Here is a 19,950-nt window from a genome sequence, read left to right as displayed (position 1 = left end):
TAACCTTCCCCGTCACCATTTTTAAGGAATTTCTATGAACGATCATCGCTCTAAAGACCCGTTGCACGGCGTAACGCTTGAGATGCAAATCAATGCGCTGGTCGCTCATTATGGCTGGGCTGCACTGGCTAAGCTGATTAATATCAACTGCTTTAAAAGCGATCCCAGCGTTAAATCAAGCCTGAAATTTTTGCGCCGCACGCCGTGGGCACGCGCTGAGGTGGAGGCGCTGTACCTGGATTCACTGGACGATTTCGCCGTTAATAAAAGCGATGATGCCGAGCCCAATCCCTGGACGATGGGTCGCGACAAGTAATTTCAGGCGACAATCCCGCCAACGCTACGTGAAATCTCAGCAATAATCCCCCTGCGCTTTTTCCAGAATTCACGTAGCAGCGTCATTAAACTCACGCACTTTCCCTGCGCGTAATACCACGCAAAACTTCATAACCTTGCCCGCGTCATCACATTTTCCAATGGCTGAGCATATTGTAAGTTTCCATTCTGCATGCCAGTATCGATACATGTATATACATGTATCACCAAGAGATCTCACATCCTACTAACAATAATTCGCCACTCTTAGACGCTTCAGCGAGGAAACTATGTCAGCCGAATCACCTGCAGCAGATTACGCGGGCGCGGATAAACAGCGCCTGTCAGAAACGCGGTCCATTGATTACATTCCACCAGGCGAACGTCACGGCCATCCGTTCAGCCAGTTCACCCTGTGGTTTGGCGGTAACTTGCAAATCACCGCCATTGTGACGGGCGCGCTGGCCGTGGTGTTGGGCGGCGATGTGGTGTGGTCGATTATTGGTTTACTGGTTGGGCAGATTGTTGGTGCAGCGATCATGTCACTGCACGCCATCCAGGGGCCGCGCCTGGGATTACCGCAAATGATCACCAGCCGCATGCAGTTTGGCGTTTATGGTGCGGTGATTCCGTTAGTGCTGGTTTGTATTATGTACGTCGGATTTTCTGCCAGCGGCACGGTGCTGGCCGGCCAGGCGCTGGCTAAACTGATCAATACCAGCAATGCGGCTGGCATGATTCTGTTCAGTGCCATCATTGTGGTGATTGCGGTACTGGGGTATCGCGTCATTCATAAGCTCGGTAAAGTGGCCAGCGTGATTGGCGTCCTCGCCTTTATTTATCTGTTCATCACGCTACTCTCCAGTCATGACTTATCAGCGGTATGGCAAAACCAGCATTTCACTGTCGGCAATTTCTTACTGGCCGTATCGCTCTCCTCCTCATGGCAGATTGCATTTTGCCCGTACGTCTCTGACTATTCGCGCTATTTACCCGAAAATGTCTCAGCGAAGCAACTGTTCAGCAGCGTGTTCTTCGGCACGGTTTTAGGCACTCAGGCTTCAATGACCTTAGGTGTGATCGTCGCAGCCATTGCGGGTAAGGCTTTTTCAGTGAATGAAGTCGGCTATATCGTCAGTTTAGGCAGCAGCGCGACCATGGCGATGGTGATCTATTTCGCGATCTGTTTTGGCAAGATCACCTTTACTACCCTGAACGCCTACGGCAGCTTTATGTCGCTCACCACCATCGTCTCAGGATTTCGGCAGAAAACCTCGCTCAGCCGCGCGGGTCGTATCCTGTTTGTGGTACTGATGGTGACGATCTCTTGCGTCATTGCGTTGATTAGCGAACCGGCATTTCTTAAATCATTTACCCATTTCCTGCTGTTTTTGCTGGCCTTTTTCGTACCGTGGAGCGCGATTAGCCTGACGGATTTCTATTTGATCACCAAAGGAAAGGTCGATGTCCCGGCGCTTTCTCAGCCGCACGGTCGCTACGGCCGCTGGAACTGGGCGGGCATTATTGTCTACTTCTGCGGCGTGCTGGTACAGCTGCCGTTTATTGATAACCCGCTGCATCACGGATCATTAACCTGGATCTTCGCGGGGAATGATGTGTCATGGATTATTGGCTGGTTTGTTACTGCACTGCTGTGGCTCATCGCCAGCAAGTTCGATCGTCGCGGCCGACTAATGCAATCTGTTTACCCCAATCAGTGACGTTGTCACCGCAATTGCATTAATGAATGGCGCTCACAAGTGTATTCTGCTGTGAGCGCATTATCATTCCATCGCCCCGCCGCTACACTTTATCAACGCTGCATATATGGAGAAAAAGATGAGCGAGCAATTTGATGGCAATGGTATTTTCCCGAAAGGGCCAAAAAACGACGCATTGGCACAGTATTTTACCGGTACCAGCTATCTAAACATGCTGACAACCGAAGGCGTCACGATCGGTAATGTGGTGTTTGAACCGGGTTGCCGTAACAACTGGCATATCCATCATGGGGGTGGCCAGATCTTGCTGGTGACGGGAGGACGCGGTTGGTATCAGGCCTGGAACCAACCGGCGCGTCAGTTAGTGTCTGGCGACGTGGTTAACATTCCTGCGGGATTGAAGCACTGGCATGGCGCCGCAGCGGACAGCTGGTTCGCCCACATTGCCATCGCGGTGCCGGCCGAAGGCGCCTCAAACGAGTGGCTGGAACCTGTCTCTGACGAGCATTATCAGCAGCTTTGATGGGTTAATGATGCGAACCTGGTCGCCATCAATGCCGACCAGGTTCGCATGAACGGCTATTTGTAACTGACTATCGTCACCCAGTTCGCATCGCGTCCGGCAGGTGCTTCGCTAACTCGCTTCAGCGCCCCACTTTCTGCATCAATTTCATAGCTACCGATGACCTTACTCTTCTCGCCGCTGGCAATTAACCAGCGTCCATCAGCGGTGATGGCCATGCTGCGCGGCTGCTTCTCCACTTGCCAGCTAGCAATCAGCGTCAGTTTGCCATCGGCGCTATTGACCCGATAGCCGGTAATGGTGCTACTGGTTCGCTCGCTAACATAGAGAAAACGTCCGTCCGGCGTCAGGCCAATATCGGCCGACCAGATGCGTGGCGTGGTGTCGCTATAACCTGGCGGACGCTCACGGCCATGTTCGAGTTTATATTGCGCGGCGACGGCATTCGGCGTCTCCGCCACTTTTACCAGCTCTCCGCTGGCTTCGCGGCGGAATTGCGCGATAATGCCGCCCATCTCGCCGATGTTGTAGAGATAGCGATTGTCAGGTGAAAGCACTGAATGGCGCGGGCCATTTTCCGCAGCCGTTTTGACGTAACCGTTACCCAGCGCAGTTAATTCACCCTGCGCGCTTAGCGTTAGCTGCAGCACGCGGTCGGTGCCGAGATTGCCGACATAAGCAGAATTGCCGCTCGCATCCACAATCACTGAATGTGCCGCATGGCCGGTTTTGAAGCTGCCAACCGGCGGCGCAATCACCTTGCCATCGCTATTGAGCTTATAAACATGCACCACGTCACCGTCGTAAGAGTCGCCGAGCAAAAAGCGTCCCTGTTTATCCGTGCTGATATAAGGATAACTGGCTGCGGCGGTGACGGCGCTGGTTTGGCTCAGATCGCCGGTTTTACTGTCGATGTTCCAGCTCACCAGTTGCAAAGGCTTGCTGCGGATCGCCGCATAAAGATGTCGATGATCGGCACTCAACGCCATTGGCATCACTTTGCCGCCGGCATGGGTACGACCCAGCAATTGCAGCGCACCGGTTTGCTCATTGAGCGCGTAGCGGGCGATGGTGCCGTCATCCGCTTCCGAAACATAAACAAAGGTTTGTGCCAGTAAAGGCGCACTCGCCATCATTGACGCTATTAGCGTCACCGTAGGTAATAAGGTCTTCATCCTGCTCCTTTAGCGTACCAATGACGGACGTTTGGCGTCGTAGCGCCAGTTATCAATCAAAAACTGCATACCCAGCGCATCGTTACGATTCTTGTCCGGCAGCGCCTGATAAAGCGCATGCGCCTGTTCGAGGCGCTCCATATCCAGCTCAATGCCCAAGCCTGGCCCAGGCGGTAATTCCAGATAACCATCGCGGATTTGCGGCGGTTGACGCGTCAGCTGCTGGCCATCCTGCCATATCCAGTGCGTATCGAAAGCCGTCTGACGATCGCCCGGCGCGGCGGCGCCCAGATGCGCCACCATCGCCAGCGAAATATCAAAGTGATTATTGGAGTGACAGCCGGTGGTCAGCCCCCATTCGTTGCACAGCTGTGCCACTACGTTGGCGTTACGCATCGTCCAGAAGTGCGGATCGGCCAGCGGAATATCAATAGCATTAAGCTGTAGCGCGTGATGCAGCTGGCGCCAGTCGTTGGCGATCATGTTGGTGGCGACCGGCACGCCGGTGGCGCGGCGAAACTCAGCCAGCGTTTCCCGCCCGGAATAGCCCTGTTCCGCGCCGCAAGGATCTTCCAGATATGGCACTTTACCCGCCAGCTGTTTGCCAAAGCGGATCGCGTCCTCTAATGACCAGCTGGCATTGGGATCCACCGTCACGCGCGCCTCGGGAAAGCGTGCCAGCAGCGCTTCTACCGTTTCAACTTCCACTTCACCGGCCTGCACGCCGCCTTTTAGTTTGAAGTCGCGGAAGCCGTATTGCTCAACCGCGGCTTCGGCTAAACGCACCAGCGCTGCGCTATCCATCGCCGCTTGATGACGCAGGCGGAACCAGCCCTCTTGCTCATCATCTCCCGAGCGATAATTCATCGTGGTGCGCTTGCGATCGGCGATGTAGAACAAATATCCCAGCACCGGAATGCGATCGCGCTGTTTGCCGCTGGCGAGCAGATCCGCCACCGGCAGATTAAACAGTTTGCCTTGCAGATCCAGCAGCGCCGCTTCTATCGCTGCGGCAGCATTATAGAACTTCTCCGGATTCATCTGCGGGATATGGATGTCGTTGGTATGCGAGGTTTGTTGCAGACGCGCTTCACTGCTGAATAGCTGGCTCAGCGTGGCATTGAGGCGCAGCAGCGAACTGCCCTCAATCAGCGGACGGAACTGCTCCAGCAGTTGCAAGGTCGACGCATGACACGGCGTTTCGCCCACGCCGGTATGCCCGGCAGAATCGGTCAATATCACGATAATGCGCGTGAAGTAGCAATTATGGGCGCCGCCGATGTTCAGTAGCATGCTGTCGTAACCGGCAACCGGCACGATGCGCATCGATTTAATGACTGGACTGTCTGACATGGTTTCTCTCCGTGTGACCGAATGCGGGGGGAACGGGTTTGCGACGCAGCAGCAGCCACAGGCCGGTAATCACTGACACGCTGGTCAGTGCGTAGAGGCCGCCGGTGGTGCTGCCGGTGTGCATTTCCAGGTAGCCGAATACCGTGGGCGCAAAGAAGCCGCCGAGGTTGCCAATCGAATTGATGAGTGCAATGCCGGGTGCGGCAATCGACGCGGGCAATTCACTTTGCGGCATCGGCCAGAAGAAGGCCGCGCTCACCTTGGAACCAATGCAAGCCACAATCATCGCCACAAAGCCAAACCACGGCGTGCCAAGCGTAGCCATAAAGGTGCCGCATGCGGCAATCAGCATGGCGATGCCGAGTCCTTTATCCAGCTTATCGCGATAGCGATCGGTGGCTTTACCCAGCAGAAACAGCGCAACGATGGCGAACAGCCAGGGAATGGCGGTCAGCAGCCCGGTTTCGAAACTGTTGAAGCCCTGAATGCGTTGAATGATTTGCGGCAACCAGAACACCAGGGTGTAACCGGTCATGGTCATCGTGAAGAAGATCAGGCAGTAGGTGAGCAAACTGCGGTCGGCGATCAATCCCCAGCGACTGTGGCTAACGGCATGCTCTTCGCGGGCATCATCCTCAAGCGCCAACTGCTGCGCCAGCGCCTGTTTTTCCGCTTCGCTGAGCCATTTTGCCCCTTGCGGTTTTGATACCAGCACAAAGGCAGCCAGCAAACCGATCACTATCGATCCGCCGCCTTCCATAAACATCACCCATTTCCAACCGGCGATCCCGCCGACATCATGCATCATCAGAATCGCGCCGGTAAGCGGACCGGAAAACAGAAAAGCGCTGGCCGTGGCGCTCAGCACCATCGCCGTGGCGCGGCCTCGCCAGGCGTTGGGCACCCATTGACGAAAATAGAACAGCACGCCGGGAAAGAAGCCAGCTTCCGCCACGCCCAGCAGAAAACGCAGCAGATAAAAATGCAGCGGCGTGCTAACGAAACCGGTCAGCACCACCACCATGCCCCATGTAATCATGATGCGCGTCAGCCACACGCGTGCGCCGAGCTTCTTCAGCATCATATTGCTCGGCACTTCAAACAGCGCATAGCCGATGAAGAACAGCCCGGCACCTAAGCCGAAAGCCGCAGCACTGATGCCCGCATCGGTTTGCAGTTCAGCTTTCACAAAACCGATATTGGCGCGATCGATCTGGTTAACGATCAGCATCAGCGCCAGCATCGGAATAATGCGGCGGAAAAACTTGCCGATGGCGGAGGCGATAAGCGCCTGATGATCGGGGGATAATGGATATTGTTGTTGTGTCATGCGTCACCTGTAGGGATTAAAACACCGTATAGATATACGCAGCAGAGTTAACGCACGGGTATGGGATATTGCCCGAGACCGCTTAGGCAAATGCCCTATGATTGTTAAAATTCATAGGGTTATGTTAATTTCCAACGTAAAGTTTTGTCGCGCTTTGTGCGCTGGCTCAACATCGGCTTTAAAAACAGATGTTGAGCCAGCGCACAAACCTCCCTATTCCTCAACTACACTTGCCTCACGTGAAAACGCTAATAGAGGTAAAAATGTCGCAATCCAATCAACGTAACCAGGCCTGGCTTTTAGCCTCACGCCCTGAAGGCGAACCGGTAAAAGAGAATTTTCGCCTGGTTGAGCAGCCGATTCCTGAACTGAAGGATGGCGAGATCCTGCTGCGCACGCTGTACTTATCGCTTGACCCGTACATGCGTGGGCGCATGGATGACAGCAAATCCTACGCCGCACCGGCTGAGCTTGATCAGCCCATGGTAGGCGGCACGGTAAGCGAAGTTGCTGCATCCAAACATGCCGATTTTAAGCAAGGCGATCGGGTTCTCGCGCAAAGCGGCTGGCAAAGCTATGCGGTGTCAGACGGCACTGGCGTCGCGAAACTGGGCGATCTGCCCCATCCTTCCTGGGCGCTGGGTATTCTCGGCATGCCGGGCTTCACCGCCTTTATGGGATTGATGGATATCGGCCAGCCGAAAGAAGGCGAAACCCTGGTGGTCGCGGCGGCCACCGGACCGGTGGGAGCAACCGTTGGTCAGTTGGGTAAACTCAAGGGCTGTCATGTCGTGGGCGTCGCGGGTGGTGAAGAGAAGTGTCGCTACGCCATTGAGAAGCTCGGTTTTTCCGCCTGCATCGATCATCATCGTGACGATTTTGCACAACAGCTGGCGGCGGCCTGCCCGGACGGTATCGATATCTACTTCGAGAATGTCGGCGGCAAAGTGTTTGATGCGGTATTCCCGCTGCTGAATACCGCCGCGCGCGTGCCGGTGTGCGGCCTGGTTTCTGGCTACAGCAGTCGCGAATTGCCGCCAGGCCCGGATCGCACGCCGCAAATTATGGGCGGCATTCTTAAGCGTCGTATTCGCATGCAGGGCTTTATCATCTTCCAGGATTACGGCGATCGTTATCCGGAATTCCTCAAGGCGATGACACCGCTGGTGGAGCAGCAAAAAATCCACTATCGCGAACATATGATCGACGGATTAGAAAACGCGCCGCAGGCGTTTTTCGACATGTTGCAAGGCAAAAACTTCGGTAAAACCGTGGTGAAAGTGACGCGGTAACTTTTTTGCCATGTATTAGCCTATCGCATAACGACATCGTTACTGTTTATGGTATCGAAGGCAATTTGTCACAGGTTTGGCTGGATAAAAAATAAGCTCAGCCGGAAGCCTTGTACCGCATGGCTTCCGGCGCTGTTTCACGCTTCGCTTGTTCGAATATTGTTAAGATCTGCTTAAAGATTACTGGTAATCCATACAGATAAGGTTCAGGATGGTTGCTCATCCTGGGTTAACGCCCACGGCAATTCACCCTCAATCTGAGGGCTCGTTATGTACTTTTATTCAACTGAAACCGTATGCGCCATTACCGGTGCTAATCGCGCGAATTTGCGTCGCTGGTTACGCGGTGGATTAATTTCTGAAAACCACGTCAATCAGGACTGGAGCCGTCATCAGGTTGATGAAGTTCTGGCCATGATGGCGTTAACCGCCGGTGGTGCCACGCTGTGGCAGATCTATCAGGGACGCCATTGCGGACTGGAATACACCTCCTCAGCCTGGATGGCACGTCGCGGTGATGTATTACGCCAGCTGGAAATCGGCTCCGACCGCGAACTGGCGCGCACCGTGCGCAATCTGGCGGGCGATTACAGCAGCGACGATTTTATCGAGGTGTTGATGAAACCGCTTAACCGCTGGCTGCGCGATGATACCCGTCGCGGCGCATCCCGGCGTCTGGCGCGCTTTCATGATGCCATCCTGCATCACAGCGATTGCGTGAAACGCGCGTCATCACGGCAGCAAAATATGCCTCTGCTGCTGGAAGTGGTGAGTAAAGGCGATGAAACCGAGATTTGGCTGGAAGCGATTCGCCTGACCGGACAAGGATTCTGTGTCGAGGTGGATCAAACTTCGCAACCGATCCTTTATGGTTCTGAAAGCCGCCACGATCATCACCTGCTGTGGTGCGGAGCCGGCATTAGCGAAGAGCGAATGAGCCAGTTCCAGCGTGGACTACGTTCAGGTAAAACCGTGATGCTTAGCGGACCCGACCGTAGTATTCATTCGGCGATTGTGGCTGCGCAAGTCGCTTAGCCGGTGCTGCATGCACCGGCTCTATTTTTTTAATCCTATCCGCACTTTGCTTATGCAAAATAAGTAGTTAGCCACGGCAACAACGGTTAAATCCACTTACACCGACTTCTGTTACGCTCTCGCCTCCCAATCTGGAGGAACAATGAGTTCATTAATCGATATTTTCACCACCCACAAAAGCGACCGCAGTTTCACCGATCAATCCGTTGAGGATGCGGTGCTGGATCGCATCATTTCGGCCGCTTATCACGCGCCTACTTCGGTGAACTCGCAGCAAGTCTCATTGGTGGTCACACGTGATGCCGCGAAACGCGCGCAGATTTCACAAATTGCCGGCGGTCAGCCGTGGATTGCCAAAGCACCGGTATTTATTACCCTGGTGCTGGATATGCATAAATCTCGTCTGGCGATGCAGGCCATCGATCGCGAACAAATTGCGCAGCAGAGTATCGAAAGCATTGTCTCGGGCTCGACCGATATTGGTATTGCGCTGGGTTCAATTATGGCGGCGGCGCGTGCGGAAGGTCTGGGTATTGTGCCGATTGGCGGCATTCGTCGCGATCCGCAGGCGTTAATTAGCCTGCTCGATCTGCCGCAATACACCTTCCCGGTGGCTGGCGTGGTGATTGGTCATGTGGATCAACCTGCACATCAGAAACCGCGTCTGCCGTTAGCCACTTTCCGTCATGAAGAGCAGTATCAGCCTGCCGGGCTGGAGCAACATATCGACGCTTACAATCAGCAGATGGTGCAGCACTGGAAGAACATCGGACGCGATGATGGTGAGAGCTGGAGCGAAAGCGTCAGCGGCTATTATCACAAGATCTACTTCCCGCACGTGCTGGACGCGCTGAAAAAGCAGGGATTTGGCAACGACAAGTAATTTCGTTTCCCCGCGCCGGGTGCGCGGGGAATGAAGAATTAACGCCCTTTCTTTTTACGTCCTGGCTGGGCGAACCGCTGGCGATTAGCCGGTTTCGCGCCCGCTTTCTCACCGGATTTCGCCGCGCTGACGGCCGGTTTTTTCCCCGCTGCGGCCGGTTTCTTCTTCGCCTGCGTCTTCTGCGTTTTTTGATCTTCGGATGATGAGTCCTCAATCAGTTTGAACAGATCGATCAGTTCGTCATCGGTCAAATCCCGCCATTCGCCGAGCGGAATGCCTTTCAGGCTGACGTTCATGATGCGCGTGCGCTCAAGCTTGGTCACTTCAAAACCGAAGTGCTTGGTCATGCGACGAATCTGACGATTCAGCCCCTGAACCAGGATGATGCGAAACACAAAGGTCGACTCTTTCTTAACTTTGCACTTCTTCGTCACGGTGCCGAGCATCGGTACGCCTGCGCCCATGCCGGCAATAAATTCATCGGTGATCGGCTTATCAACGGTAACCACATACTCTTTTTCGTGGTTATTACCGGCACGCAGGATCTTATTCACCAGGTCGCCGTGATTGGTGAGGAAGATCAGCCCCTGCGAATCTTTATCCAGACGACCAATCGGGAACACGCGTTTGCTGTGATTGACGAAATCGCCGATGTTATCGCGCTCACCCTCTTCCATGGTGGTGATGATGCCAACCGGTTTGTTCAGCGCAATCAGCACCAAATCTTCTTCGTCACGCGGTTCAATCAGCTGCCCATTCACTTTCACTTCATCCCCAGCAAATACCTGCGCACCGACGGCCGCGCGTTTGCCGTTAATGAAAACGTTGCCTTGTTCGATATAACGATCGGCATCGCGGCGTGAGCAGATACCGCTCTCGCTGATGTATTTATTCAGGCGGGTAGATGAGTTAGGCAGCATGGTTCCTCCGAAAAAAAACGGACTATACAGCAACCTTAGGCGTTGGTTAAGCGTCGCGACAATCATCAGCATTTCTCTCACCTTAAGATAACAGCACACTAACAATGTGGTTGTTCCTATAGGATCGATCGGCGACAATTCGCCTCCATCGTTTTTTCTTATGACAGAGTGACCCCCCGCATGACACATCAGCCATCGGTGACATGGATTGCATCCGTGCGCACGTTTCTGGCCCGCCTTTGGCCACATCCTTTACCGGTGGGCAAAAAGCAGCGGGTCATCGCCAGTATTGGCGCAGGATTGGGATTAATGATTACCAGCCTTACCAGTCATTGGCTGCTGGGCGAAGTGAATCTGTGGTTTGTCGCGCCGATGGGCGCTTCTGCGGTGTTGCTGTTCGGCCTACCCAATAGTCCGCTGGCACAGCCGTGGTCGATTGTCGGTGGCAATCTGGTAGCGGGCGTCATCGGTGTAACCACCGCGCTGTATATTCCCCATCCTGCGCTGGCATGCGGCGTGGCGGCTTGTTTGACGATTGCCGTGATGTTTCAGCTACGATGCCTGCACCCGCCTAGCGGCGCGGTGGCGCTTACCGCTATTCTTGGCGGCAACGGCGTGCAGCAGTTGGGTTACCACTTTATTCTTACGCCGGTGCTGTTGAATTCGGTGTGTCTGGCACTGCTGGCGCTGGTGTTTAATAATCTGGCCGGACGCCGCTACCCGCATCCGCTGGCGGCGACGGAAGCCAAAGCACCGCCCGTCGTGATTGATGTGCCGATTACGCGCGACGACCTGCATCAGGCGCTGAAAAGTGGCGAGCTGCTGGATATCGATGAAGATGATTTGCAGCAGCTGCTGCAACGTGCCGAAGAGATCGCCATTCGTCGGCAGCGGCTAGCATCATAGTGATGTGGCGTAATGCCGAGAAGTTAAGCGCTGAGCGACTTTCGTTCGCCATCGCTGTCATGCCTGTGGGGTCGCCATTCATGGCGACCAGCTAACTTCCCCGCCATAACCTGTCACGCGTACCGATTCACCCTCAATCTCCACCACGGCAAACGGCACATCCTCTGCACCGTCCAGCATGCCTTTCTGGGTATAAAAGCCTGTTTGACCGATGCGCGCAAAGCCGCCGCGATGGTCATGTCCGGAAAAACAACAAAGTATGTTGTAACTAGAAAGCAGATCTGCCAGCTCACTACCGTTGAGTAAGTTGTGGCTGTTGTGTGGCGCCAGCGGATAGTGGCCAAATACCACCACTTTTTCCCCCTGCTGCGCGGCTTGCTGCAGCTGCTGTTCAATCCACGCCAGCTGTTGTGATCCTACCGCGCCATTCCACGGTTTTGCCTGCGGCTGTTGTCGCGCGGTGAGATCCACCAGCATCGCCTCCGCCTGCGCACGGTCGTCACCGTTCAGCGTGTTGCAATACAGACTGACATCGTTGCCGTCGTAAACAATAAAGCGCCAGCCCGGCAGCCCGAAGGCGTAGTAGCTTTTTGGCAGCGCGGCGGCCTCATTGAGATGCTGCGTAATGGTCTGCGCATCGTGATTGCCCAGCACCACCGCATGCGGATGTTCGAGGCGGTCGTAAAGCGGCAGTATCGCCGCATAGCTGTGCCAGTGGCGATCGACAAGGTCACCGAGCGTGACGACAAAATCCAGCGGCTGCTGATTCAGCTCCTCAATGGCCTGCGGCAGCTTGTGCAACGCCTGCCGATAGTAGAGATTTTTCGCAACATCGGCGTCGATGTCGGCATATTGCGGATCGGCAATCAAACCAAAGCGCAGCGTGCCATTCAGCGGCGCGGCACGCAGGCCAGGCCGTGCATACAACTCGGCGACATCGCCGAGCAACTCACGCTGCAAGGCGGTCAGCGGATGCGGATGCGGATGCGGATGCGGATAAGACACGAAAATCACTCCTTAGCGAATGCCGGCACGCATAAACGACTGAATAAACTGACGCTGAAAAATCAGGAACAGCACCAGCAGCGGCAAGGTGGTCATCAATGTGGCGGCACCAATCAACGCCCACTGCACGCCCTGCTCCGGCGCGGAGAACAGCTGCAGGCCGACAGTCAGCGGCCGAACGTTGACCGAATCGGTGATCACCAGCGGCCAGAGGAAATCATTCCAGTGGAAGCTGATCGATACCAGTGCAAAGGCTACGTAAATCGGCTTCGCCAGCGGAATATAAATTTTGCGCAGAATATAGAATCGGCTGGCGCCTTCGACAATCGCCGCCTCTTCCAGCACCAGCGGAATACTTTTGAAGGTTTGCCGCAGCAGAAAGATGGCAAACGCCGAGGAGAAATACGGCAGCGCGATGCCGGTCAGCGTATCGCGTAAACCCAGCGCACCGATGGTTTTGTAGTTATTCAGAATCAGCACATCGGGACTGATCATCAGCTGCAGCAGAATCAGCGCAAAGATCACGCCGGAGAATTTGAGCCGTAAACGCACCAGCGCATAGGCAGCCATGGTCGCCAGAATCAGCTGCACCACCACAATCATCAGCACCAGCAGTGTAGTGTTGAGAAAATAGCGGCCAAACGGCGCGGCGTGCCAGGCATTGACGAAGTTTTGCAGCGTCAGCGGCGACAGCAGCGCGAAGCTAGCCTGATCCGACGCCGGATGAATCGCCACCCACAACGCCACCAGAATCGGCAAAAACCACAGTAGCGCCGCAAGCCCAATTGCGCTGTTCAGGCACAGACGGCCAACAGAAAGTTTTGGCTTCATTGGTAATGGGCTCGCTTGTCCAACAGGTTAAATTTGATCAGCGCAATGGCGGCGAGGATCACCAGCAGCACCACCGTCATCGCCGCGGCCGCCGGCATATCCCAGAAGCTAAAGGCGGTGCGATAGATATAAAACAGCAGCAGGCTGCTGCTGTTATTCGGTCCGCCGTTGGTCATCGCAATCACCTGATCGACAATGCGGAAAGCATTCATCGACGCGTTGATCAGCACAAACAGCGTGGTGGGCATCAACAGCGGCCACTGCACGCGCCGGAAGAAATAGCGACGCGACGCCCCTTCTATTTGCGCGGCTTCGCTCAGGCGTGGATCGATCTGCTGTAATGCGGCGAGATAGAAAATCATGAAAAAGCCCGCTTCGCGCCACACTGACACCGCCATCAGACAATAGAGCGCGCTTTCCGGTTCGCCGAGCCAGTTGATCGCTGGCAGGGAAAAGAGCGCCAACAGCTTATTCAGCAAACCGAGCTGCGGCGTATAAAAAAACAGCCATAAATTGGCGATGGCGATCATCGGCAGCAGCGATGGAATAAAGAATGCGCTACGCACCAGCGCATTGGCGCGCATCTGTCGATTGACCGCCAGCGCCATTAGCAACGCCAGCGTCACCGCCAGCGGAATGGTGATCGCCGCATACAGCAGGTTGTTCCACAGCGACTGAATAAAGATGTCGTCATCCAGCAGCGCAACATAGTTATCCAGCCCAACAAAATGGGCGGGATGTCCGTTACGTGCCGCGCTAAACAGACTCTCCCACACCGTCGCCACTGCCGGATAGTGCGTAAACAGCAGCAAAAAGCTCAGCGCTGGCAAAATCAGCAGATAACCATACAGCTGCATCGACCATAACCGGGGACGACAAACCGGCGCGACGGTGAGGAGTGTGCTCATGATTATTGGTAGGACTTGAGCAGACGATCGGCCTGCTTCTGCGCGCCTTCCAGCGCTTCAGCCGGCGTTTTCGCCTGGGTGACCGCCGCTTCGACCGCGTGATTCAACGCATCCTGAATCTGCACGCTGTTATAGGTTGAAAGCTCGGGCTGGGCATATTTCAACTGCTCACGCGCCACCAGCGCCTGCGGCACCTGTTTAACGTAATCCTTCATCACCGTGGTGTCCCAGGCAGCTGGCGAGGTGGCCACATAACCGGTGGCGATACTCCAGCGCGCGGCTTGCTCAGGCGATGTCACCCAGCGAATAAATTCCATCGCCGCCTTCTGCTGTTGCGCTGAAGCGTTTTTGAAGACATACAGGTTACCGCCGCCGGTTGGGCTGCCGCGTTGGGTTTTCTCGGGCAGCATCGCCACGCCAAACGGGAATTTTGCATTATCACGCACGTTGGTCAGGTTACCGGTGGTGGTCACCATCATGGCGGTTTTACCGCTAATAAAGTCCTGCGGTGTGGTGCCCCACGCAATCGCGCCTTTCGGCGATACCTGCTCTTTCTGACCGAGATCGGTCAGCCACTGCAGGGTTTCTACGTTGCCCGGCGTGTTGAAGTTAACGGCGGTGCCTTTGCCGTTATCCAGACGGCCGCCGTTGGTGGCGGATAAGCCCTGGAAATTCCAGTAGCCGTTTGGCGTAGACGGAATTTCGATGCCCCATTGGCTGACGCCGTTAGCATCTTTAATCGTCAGCTTCTTACTGAACTCCACCACCTGCTGCCAGTTAGCCGGCGGCGTATCGGCGTTCAAACCGGCTTTCTCAAACGCCTGTTTGTTCCAGTACATCACTACGGTTGAGCGCTGGAACGGCACGCCCCACACTTTGCCGCCAATGTGGCGCAGAAACGCTGGATAGAAACCATCGATCCACTTTTTACCCTCGTCGCCGCTCGCCAGATCGCTGGTGGCAACAATCGCCCCGGCATCTATCAATGAATAGGCTTCGATATCGCCGATCACCGCCATTTGCGGGGCGTTACCACCGCGAAATGCGGTCAGCGCTTTGGTTACGGTGGTGGCATAGTCACCGGTATACACCGGCTGGATACTCACCTCCGGGTGCTGTTTTTGGAAATCAGCCACCAGCGCATCCACGGTGTGGCTGACTTTGCCACCTACCGCGATGGGATAATACATTTGCAGCTTGACCGGATCGGCGGCGAAGGCCGAAGCAGCAACCGCGAGCATTAAAGCAGAGGCAACGCGTGAGTAACGAATCGCAGACATGATTTTCCCTTCAGCAAATGACAATGGTTAAACGGCGTATTTTTTCTGTGCAGTAAACAACTGTTGTTCAGCGGCGAGGCAGCGCTTACCGCTCTCACTGTGGAACAGATATTGTCGGGCGGCGGACCACTGCAATCCCACTTCGCTGCCATCGCTGAAGCGCTGCATTCCCGGCACTTTAACCGTCAACGGCGGCTCAATGCCCGGCAGCACGCACACCAGCAAGGTATCGGCACCCATATATTCAGCGCTGATCACCCGCGCAGTCAGTGCCGCCTGTTCCGGCGCCATCAGCTGAATATCTTCAGCGCGTAATCCCAGGCTCAGCGTCGCTTCGCGGTACTCCACCACCGGTGCGCTGAGATGCATCAGGTAGTGATGAGATCCGTTGCGTTGCAGCGGCAGAATATTCATGGGCGGCGCGCCGATAAACTGCGCGGCGAAAATAGTGGCGGGTTGGTTATAGAGTTGGTCCGGCGTGCCGTGCTGTTCAATGCGGCCATCGTTGAGCAGGATAATGCTATCGGCCATGCTCATCGCTTCGGTCTGGTCGTGCGTGACGTACAGCAAGGTTAAACCGAGTTTCTTCTGCAGCGCGCGGATTTCACGGCGCATGCTTTGCCGCAGCTTGGCATCAAGATTCGATAGCGGCTCATCCATTAAGCACAGCGTGTTTTTGGCGATGACCGCTCTGCCCAACGCCACGCGTTGCTGCTGTCCGCCGGAGAGCTGCGACGGCAAGCGCGCCAGCAATTGATCCAACTCCATCAGCTTGCTCACCTCATCCAGACGCGCAGCATAGGTCTGCTTGTCTTCCCCCCGCGCTTTCAAGCCAAACAGCAGGTTCTCGCGCACGTTGAGGTGCGGAAACAGCGCGTAGGATTGAAAGACCATGGAGAGCTTGCGCTGCGACGGCGGCAGATGCGTGATGTCAGTATGGTTGAAGTGGATCGCGCCCTCATCGGCGGTTTCCAGTCCAGCAATGGTGCGTAGCAGCGTCGACTTACCGCAACCCGATGGACCTAGCAGCGCCACAAAGCTGCCTTCTGCCGCCGCAAAACTAATATCATCCAGGGCGATTTTCTCGCCCCAGGCTTTGGTGATGTGATGAAGCGAAAGGTGGCTCATGCATGCGCAATCCAAAAATCAGAATGGCGGTAAGCTAGCGGAGGGAAATGAAGGATTTATGTCATTGCGGTGACTGCGCGGTTAAACAGATGCGCAATCAATTGCGCCGCTACAACGATTTGCACGCCTTGGTAGCGGCGCGAGTCATCGCGCTCTTGGGATTTTTTACGGGTTAAAATAGTGCTGCTTGAGTATCTCGGCGCCATCATCAATCGCTTTCAGCAGGATCTTTTCGCTGGTAACAGCGTCGCCTGCCTGTAGCGCGTCCAGTAAACGATCATAGTTGTGATGCCCGTTCACGACTTCGGTGGGCTGGGGATAGAGATAGTTAAAGCACGGCCCAATTTGCACCCACAGCTGTTCGATGAGCGCCTCCAGCGTCGGCATTTGCGCGTAGCTGTACAAGGTAAACCGAAACGCACGATTGGCTTCTAACGCCGCTTCCGCATCACCGCTCTGCTTGGCCTGCATAAAGCGCGCACAGAGTTTTTTCAGCTCGGTAATCTGTTTTTTCCCCACAAATGGCGTGGCGGCCTTCACCGCTAAACCTTCAAGCTGCTTACGGATTAACGTAATTTCATCATAACGCTGGCGCGACATTTCTGGCACCAGAAAAGCCGCGGCGGGCGTGGCATCCAGCGCACCGGCAGAAACCAGTCGCAACAACGCTTCACGAACCGGCGTGATACTGGTGCCGAGTTGGGCCGCCAGATCGCGCGTCACCAGCCGTGCGCCAGGTTTCAGCTTGCCGACAATCAGCGCGCTACGCAGCGACGATTCCACCTGCGCGGTCAAACTCATCCGCTGCGCTTTATCCATTTCGATCATAGGTTAAGAGCCTTTTACTGGAATCCGCAAATGGTAAGTTATTTTTAATGTTTTATTGCCAACATCACAGATTATAGGATATATCATGTATTACAAATAAGCACAGTCTTGATTCTGGCAGTATCCACTCTTTTCACTACCTTGCCGTTGGCAATTTTGGGAAACGTTATGAGACTACCTGCAGTGAAGTTTGCCACCACCGCGTTGCTATTTGCTCTGATGCCAGCCGTACAGGCAGCAGAACTGACCATTGGCCAACCTACGTCCGCCACGGCGATGGATCCCGGCTTTCTCAAAGAATCTGCCACGCTGGTAGACAATATTTTCGATACCTTAGTGCGCCGCGCTGATGACATGTCATTACAGCCGGGCTTAGCCACTGAGTGGAAAGCAATCAACGACACCACCTGGCAATTTACCCTGCGCCAGGGCGTGAAATTTACCGATGGCGAGCCGGTCAACGCCGAAGCCGTAAAATTCTCCATTGAGCGTATTTTAGACCCTGCCAATCACGCCCCTACCATCTCTTATATCCGCACCATCAAATCGGTTGAGGTGATCAACGATTATCAGCTGCAGATCCACACCAACGGTCCGGATCCGCTGCTGCCGACGCGTATGAGCCGCTATCCGGCCTACATCGTGCCGCCTGCGTATGTGAAAAAAGTGGGTGCCAGCGAGTTCGCGCGCAAACCGATTGGTAGCGGCGCGTATAAGCTCGATAGCTTCATCCCGGACGAAAAAGTGGTGATGGTCGCTAATGAAACCTACTGGCGCGGCAAACCGGCCATCGATCGCGTCACCTGGCGCCCGATTCCTGAAGCCACTGCGCGTCTCACCGCGCTGCTGACCGGCGAAGTGCAGCTGATCGAAAGCGTGCCGGCCGATTTAGTGCCCGCGCTGAAAAACCGCCCTAACGTCGAGCTGGAGCAGGTGAAAGGTGGCGGGTTAACCATTTACCTCGGCCTTAAAGATGATGAGAAACCGCTGAGTGATGTGCGCGTGCGTCAGGCATTGTCGCTGGCGTTGAACCGCCAGGCGTATACCCAACAGCTGCTGCACGGTTTCGGCACGCCAACCGGCACCATGGCCGGCGCCAATGATTTTGGTTACCTGGCAGTACCAGCCAGCGCGCAGGATGTGGCTAAAGCCAAATCGCTGCTGGCAGCCGCCGGTTACGCTAACGGCTTCACCTTGCGCTTCCAGGCACCGCGCCGCTACATTGCCAGCGCTGATGTAGCGCAAGCCATCGTGCAGGATTTAAGTGCCATCGGCGTGAAAGCCGAGCTGGAAGTGCCGGAGTGGTCGGTTTATACCCAGCAGGTGGCGTCGCAGAAACAGGCACCGATGTACATGCTGGCGTGGGGCTCAACCCAGACGCTGGATGCCGATGCCGCGCTGTTCCCGATTCTGCGCAGCGGCGAGCCCTATTCCACCGTGCATGATGCCGAACTCGATAAGTTGCTCGATCGCAGCCGTCAGATTGTCGATCCCGCTGAACGCAAAAAAGTGTTAGAGCAGATTCAGCAACGCGTGGCGGAGCAACAGCCGCTGCTGCCGCTGTATCGTGAAGATACCTTGTATGCGCACAGCACCTCGCTCAATTTCAAAGGCCGCGTCGATGCCCGCATCCCGCTGTTTGACCTGAGGCTGAAATGATCTCGCCGGGCACCGTGCTGCAGCGCCGTCCGCGCCGCCTGATTTACGGCGATGCGCTGATTGGCTCTCTTTTGCTGATGGTGGTGATTGTCGCGGCGCTAATCTCTCCCTGGCTGCCGTTGCCCGATGCATTAAGCAATAACCTGAATGAGATGTTCTTGCCGCCGGGCAGTTCCGGCGCGCAAGCCACTCACTGGCTCGGTACCGACCAGCTTGGCCGTGACCTGTTATCGCGTATTCTCTCTGGCACCCGATTGTCGCTGCTGGTGGTATTAGTCGCCGCCGCGATTGGCGCGGTGATTGGCGTGGCGCTGGGGATGATTGCAGGCTATGCCGGCGGTTGGGTTGATGCGCTGATCATGCGCTTGATCGACATCCAGCTGGCGGTGCCGTTTATTCTGTTAATTCTGTTGGTGATTGCGCTGATGGGCGCATCGCTCACCAACATCATTGTGATTATGGGCTGCACCAGCTGGGCGATTTATGCCCGCGTGGCGCGCGCCAAAACCTTAGAAATTCGCGAGCTCGAGTACATCCAGGCGGTGCGCGCCATGGGCTTCTCGCCGCTGCGCGTGCTGCTGCGCCATATCCTGCCCAATCTGCTGACGCCGCTGGTGGTGTTGCTGACGCTGGATATCCCGCGCCTGATTGTGCTGGAAGCGTCGGTGGGCTTTCTTGGCATGGGTATTCAGCCGCCGACGCCGACGCTGGGTAATCTGATCGGCGAAGGCCGCTCGTATATGCTGTTGTCGCAGTGGCTGGTGCTCTATCCCGGCCTGGTGATTGCTGCGCTGGTGATTGGCTGCAACCTGCTCGGCGATGCGCTGTTACGCCGTACGCACACAAGGCTGGATTAAG

The 19,950-nt window shown here is 55.5% G+C and carries 19 protein-coding genes; 9 read left to right on the top strand and 10 right to left on the bottom strand.

All coding sequences use genetic code 11. From position 1 onward, the window contains the following. The first annotated feature begins 34 nt into the window (after positions 1–34). The 3 genes from PMI17_RS08770 (at position 35) to PMI17_RS08760 (ending at position 2,559) form a co-directional block, all read left to right on the top strand. Positions 35–316 (top strand): VF530 family DNA-binding protein, encoded by a 282-nt coding sequence (locus PMI17_RS08770; RefSeq protein ID WP_007888363.1) that lies wholly within the window; start codon positions 35–37, stop codon positions 314–316. Positions 317–605: 289 nt separating this feature from the next. Next, positions 606–2,036 (top strand): cytosine permease, encoded by a 1,431-nt coding sequence (locus PMI17_RS08765; protein ID WP_007888360.1) that lies wholly within the window; start codon positions 606–608, stop codon positions 2,034–2,036. A 118-nt stretch (positions 2,037–2,154) separates the two neighbouring features. Then, positions 2,155–2,559: a cupin domain-containing protein gene (locus PMI17_RS08760; protein ID WP_007888358.1), complete on the top strand. Its 405-nt coding sequence runs from the start codon at positions 2,155–2,157 to the stop codon at positions 2,557–2,559. A 56-nt stretch (positions 2,560–2,615) separates the two neighbouring features. Here the strand turns inward: PMI17_RS08760 and PMI17_RS08755 are convergent, their stop codons facing one another. From PMI17_RS08755 to PMI17_RS08745, 3 genes are read right to left on the bottom strand one after another with little or no spacing between them, the layout of a single operon-like run. Then, positions 2,616–3,734, bottom strand: a complete 1,119-nt coding sequence (locus PMI17_RS08755) for a beta-propeller fold lactonase family protein (protein WP_007888349.1) — start codon at positions 3,732–3,734, stop codon at positions 2,616–2,618. Positions 3,735–3,743: 9 nt separating this feature from the next. Continuing rightward, positions 3,744–5,087 carry an enolase C-terminal domain-like protein gene (locus tag PMI17_RS08750; protein ID WP_007888348.1) on the bottom strand — a complete coding sequence of 448 codons (1,344 nt, stop codon included), beginning with the start codon at positions 5,085–5,087 and terminating at the stop codon, positions 3,744–3,746. Further along, on the bottom strand, positions 5,065–6,417 hold the full coding sequence (locus PMI17_RS08745; RefSeq protein WP_007888347.1) for an MFS transporter: 1,353 nt from the start codon (positions 6,415–6,417) through the stop codon (positions 5,065–5,067). Before PMI17_RS08745 ends, PMI17_RS08750 begins: the two co-directional genes overlap by 23 nt. Before the next feature lie 263 nt (positions 6,418–6,680). Between PMI17_RS08745 and PMI17_RS08740 the strand changes: the two genes are divergently transcribed. From PMI17_RS08740 to PMI17_RS08730, 3 genes are all read left to right on the top strand, one after another. Then, a complete protein-coding gene (locus PMI17_RS08740) occupies positions 6,681–7,709 on the top strand; it encodes an NADP-dependent oxidoreductase (protein ID WP_007888346.1) in 1,029 nt (342 codons plus the stop codon). Positions 7,710–7,979: 270 nt separating this feature from the next. Continuing rightward, positions 7,980–8,744 carry a hypothetical protein gene (locus PMI17_RS08735; protein WP_007888345.1) on the top strand — a complete coding sequence of 255 codons (765 nt, stop codon included), beginning with the start codon at positions 7,980–7,982 and terminating at the stop codon, positions 8,742–8,744. A gap of 142 nt (positions 8,745–8,886) precedes the next feature. Further along, positions 8,887–9,627, top strand: coding sequence for a nitroreductase family protein (locus tag PMI17_RS08730; protein ID WP_007888344.1), 741 nt, complete (start codon positions 8,887–8,889; stop codon positions 9,625–9,627). Positions 9,628–9,665: 38 nt separating this feature from the next. Here PMI17_RS08730 and rluF read toward each other — a convergent pair whose 3' ends face one another. Further along, the gene (rluF, locus tag PMI17_RS08725; RefSeq protein WP_007888343.1) at positions 9,666–10,547 is read right to left on the bottom strand and encodes a 23S rRNA pseudouridine(2604) synthase RluF; all 882 of its coding nucleotides are present in this window, start codon (positions 10,545–10,547) and stop codon (positions 9,666–9,668) included. Between the two features lie 180 nt (positions 10,548–10,727). Between rluF and PMI17_RS08720 the strand changes: the two genes are divergently transcribed. Continuing rightward, positions 10,728–11,453, top strand: a complete 726-nt coding sequence (locus tag PMI17_RS08720) for an HPP family protein (RefSeq protein ID WP_052013347.1) — start codon at positions 10,728–10,730, stop codon at positions 11,451–11,453. 78 nt (positions 11,454–11,531) lie between these two features. Here PMI17_RS08720 and PMI17_RS08715 read toward each other — a convergent pair whose 3' ends face one another. The 6 genes from PMI17_RS08715 to PMI17_RS08690 all read right to left on the bottom strand — a co-directional run bounded on the left by PMI17_RS08715 (position 11,532) and on the right by PMI17_RS08690 (position 17,433). Beyond that, positions 11,532–12,458: a metallophosphoesterase gene (locus PMI17_RS08715; protein ID WP_007888341.1), complete on the bottom strand. Its 927-nt coding sequence runs from the start codon at positions 12,456–12,458 to the stop codon at positions 11,532–11,534. A gap of 12 nt (positions 12,459–12,470) precedes the next feature. Next, positions 12,471–13,289 carry a carbohydrate ABC transporter permease gene (locus tag PMI17_RS08710; protein WP_007888340.1) on the bottom strand — a complete coding sequence of 273 codons (819 nt, stop codon included), beginning with the start codon at positions 13,287–13,289 and terminating at the stop codon, positions 12,471–12,473. Continuing rightward, entirely contained in the window at positions 13,286–14,197 is a 912-nt protein-coding gene (locus PMI17_RS08705) for a carbohydrate ABC transporter permease (RefSeq protein ID WP_007888339.1), read from the bottom strand. Before PMI17_RS08705 ends, PMI17_RS08710 begins: the two co-directional genes overlap by 4 nt. 2 nt (positions 14,198–14,199) lie before the next feature. Beyond that, complete coding sequence (locus PMI17_RS08700; RefSeq protein WP_007888338.1) at positions 14,200–15,477, bottom strand: ABC transporter substrate-binding protein; 1,278 nt, start codon at positions 15,475–15,477, stop codon at positions 14,200–14,202. Between the two features lie 27 nt (positions 15,478–15,504). Beyond that, a complete protein-coding gene (locus tag PMI17_RS08695) occupies positions 15,505–16,605 on the bottom strand; it encodes an ABC transporter ATP-binding protein (RefSeq protein ID WP_007888337.1) in 1,101 nt (366 codons plus the stop codon). 165 nt (positions 16,606–16,770) lie between these two features. After that, entirely contained in the window at positions 16,771–17,433 is a 663-nt protein-coding gene (locus PMI17_RS08690; protein ID WP_007888336.1) for a GntR family transcriptional regulator, read from the bottom strand. 168 nt (positions 17,434–17,601) lie between these two features. Between PMI17_RS08690 and PMI17_RS08685 the strand changes: the two genes are divergently transcribed. Both PMI17_RS08685 and PMI17_RS08680 read left to right on the top strand, forming a co-directional pair. Next, complete coding sequence (locus PMI17_RS08685) at positions 17,602–19,092, top strand: ABC transporter substrate-binding protein (RefSeq protein ID WP_007888335.1); 1,491 nt, start codon at positions 17,602–17,604, stop codon at positions 19,090–19,092. Continuing rightward, positions 19,089–19,949: an ABC transporter permease gene (locus PMI17_RS08680; protein WP_007888334.1), complete on the top strand. Its 861-nt coding sequence runs from the start codon at positions 19,089–19,091 to the stop codon at positions 19,947–19,949. Before PMI17_RS08685 ends, PMI17_RS08680 begins: the two co-directional genes overlap by 4 nt. The last annotated feature ends 1 nt before the right edge of the window (position 19,950 follow it).

The sequence above is a fragment of the Pantoea sp. GM01 genome (assembly GCF_000282675.1).
Classification (GTDB): Bacteria; Pseudomonadota; Gammaproteobacteria; order Enterobacterales; family Enterobacteriaceae; genus Pantoea; species Pantoea nemavictus.
The sequence above is the reverse complement of the archived record's forward strand: the minus strand, read 5'-3'. Positions and strand labels throughout refer to the sequence as shown.

What these genes read in the sequence shown, in the direction of transcription:
- PMI17_RS08770 (WP_007888363.1), top strand. Translation starts at nt 35, where the DNA reads ATGAACGATCATCGCTCTAAAGACCCGTTGCACGGCGTAACGCTTGAG.
- PMI17_RS08765 (WP_007888360.1), top strand. Translation starts at nt 606, where the DNA reads ATGTCAGCCGAATCACCTGCAGCAGATTACGCGGGCGCGGATAAACAG.
- PMI17_RS08760 (WP_007888358.1), top strand. Translation starts at nt 2,155, where the DNA reads ATGAGCGAGCAATTTGATGGCAATGGTATTTTCCCGAAAGGGCCAAAA.
- PMI17_RS08755 (WP_007888349.1), bottom strand. Translation starts at nt 3,734, where the DNA reads ATGAAGACCTTATTACCTACGGTGACGCTAATAGCGTCAATGATGGCG.
- PMI17_RS08750 (WP_007888348.1), bottom strand. Translation starts at nt 5,087, where the DNA reads ATGTCAGACAGTCCAGTCATTAAATCGATGCGCATCGTGCCGGTTGCC.
- PMI17_RS08745 (WP_007888347.1), bottom strand. Translation starts at nt 6,417, where the DNA reads ATGACACAACAACAATATCCATTATCCCCCGATCATCAGGCGCTTATC.
- PMI17_RS08740 (WP_007888346.1), top strand. Translation starts at nt 6,681, where the DNA reads ATGTCGCAATCCAATCAACGTAACCAGGCCTGGCTTTTAGCCTCACGC.
- PMI17_RS08735 (WP_007888345.1), top strand. Translation starts at nt 7,980, where the DNA reads ATGTACTTTTATTCAACTGAAACCGTATGCGCCATTACCGGTGCTAAT.
- PMI17_RS08730 (WP_007888344.1), top strand. Translation starts at nt 8,887, where the DNA reads ATGAGTTCATTAATCGATATTTTCACCACCCACAAAAGCGACCGCAGT.
- rluF (WP_007888343.1), bottom strand. Translation starts at nt 10,547, where the DNA reads ATGCTGCCTAACTCATCTACCCGCCTGAATAAATACATCAGCGAGAGC.
- PMI17_RS08720 (WP_052013347.1), top strand. Translation starts at nt 10,728, where the DNA reads ATGACACATCAGCCATCGGTGACATGGATTGCATCCGTGCGCACGTTT.
- PMI17_RS08710 (WP_007888340.1), bottom strand. Translation starts at nt 13,289, where the DNA reads ATGAAGCCAAAACTTTCTGTTGGCCGTCTGTGCCTGAACAGCGCAATT.
- PMI17_RS08705 (WP_007888339.1), bottom strand. Translation starts at nt 14,197, where the DNA reads ATGAGCACACTCCTCACCGTCGCGCCGGTTTGTCGTCCCCGGTTATGG.
- PMI17_RS08700 (WP_007888338.1), bottom strand. Translation starts at nt 15,477, where the DNA reads ATGTCTGCGATTCGTTACTCACGCGTTGCCTCTGCTTTAATGCTCGCG.
- PMI17_RS08695 (WP_007888337.1), bottom strand. Translation starts at nt 16,605, where the DNA reads ATGAGCCACCTTTCGCTTCATCACATCACCAAAGCCTGGGGCGAGAAA.
- PMI17_RS08690 (WP_007888336.1), bottom strand. Translation starts at nt 17,433, where the DNA reads ATGATCGAAATGGATAAAGCGCAGCGGATGAGTTTGACCGCGCAGGTG.
- PMI17_RS08685 (WP_007888335.1), top strand. Translation starts at nt 17,602, where the DNA reads ATGAGACTACCTGCAGTGAAGTTTGCCACCACCGCGTTGCTATTTGCT.
- PMI17_RS08680 (WP_007888334.1), top strand. Translation starts at nt 19,089, where the DNA reads ATGATCTCGCCGGGCACCGTGCTGCAGCGCCGTCCGCGCCGCCTGATT.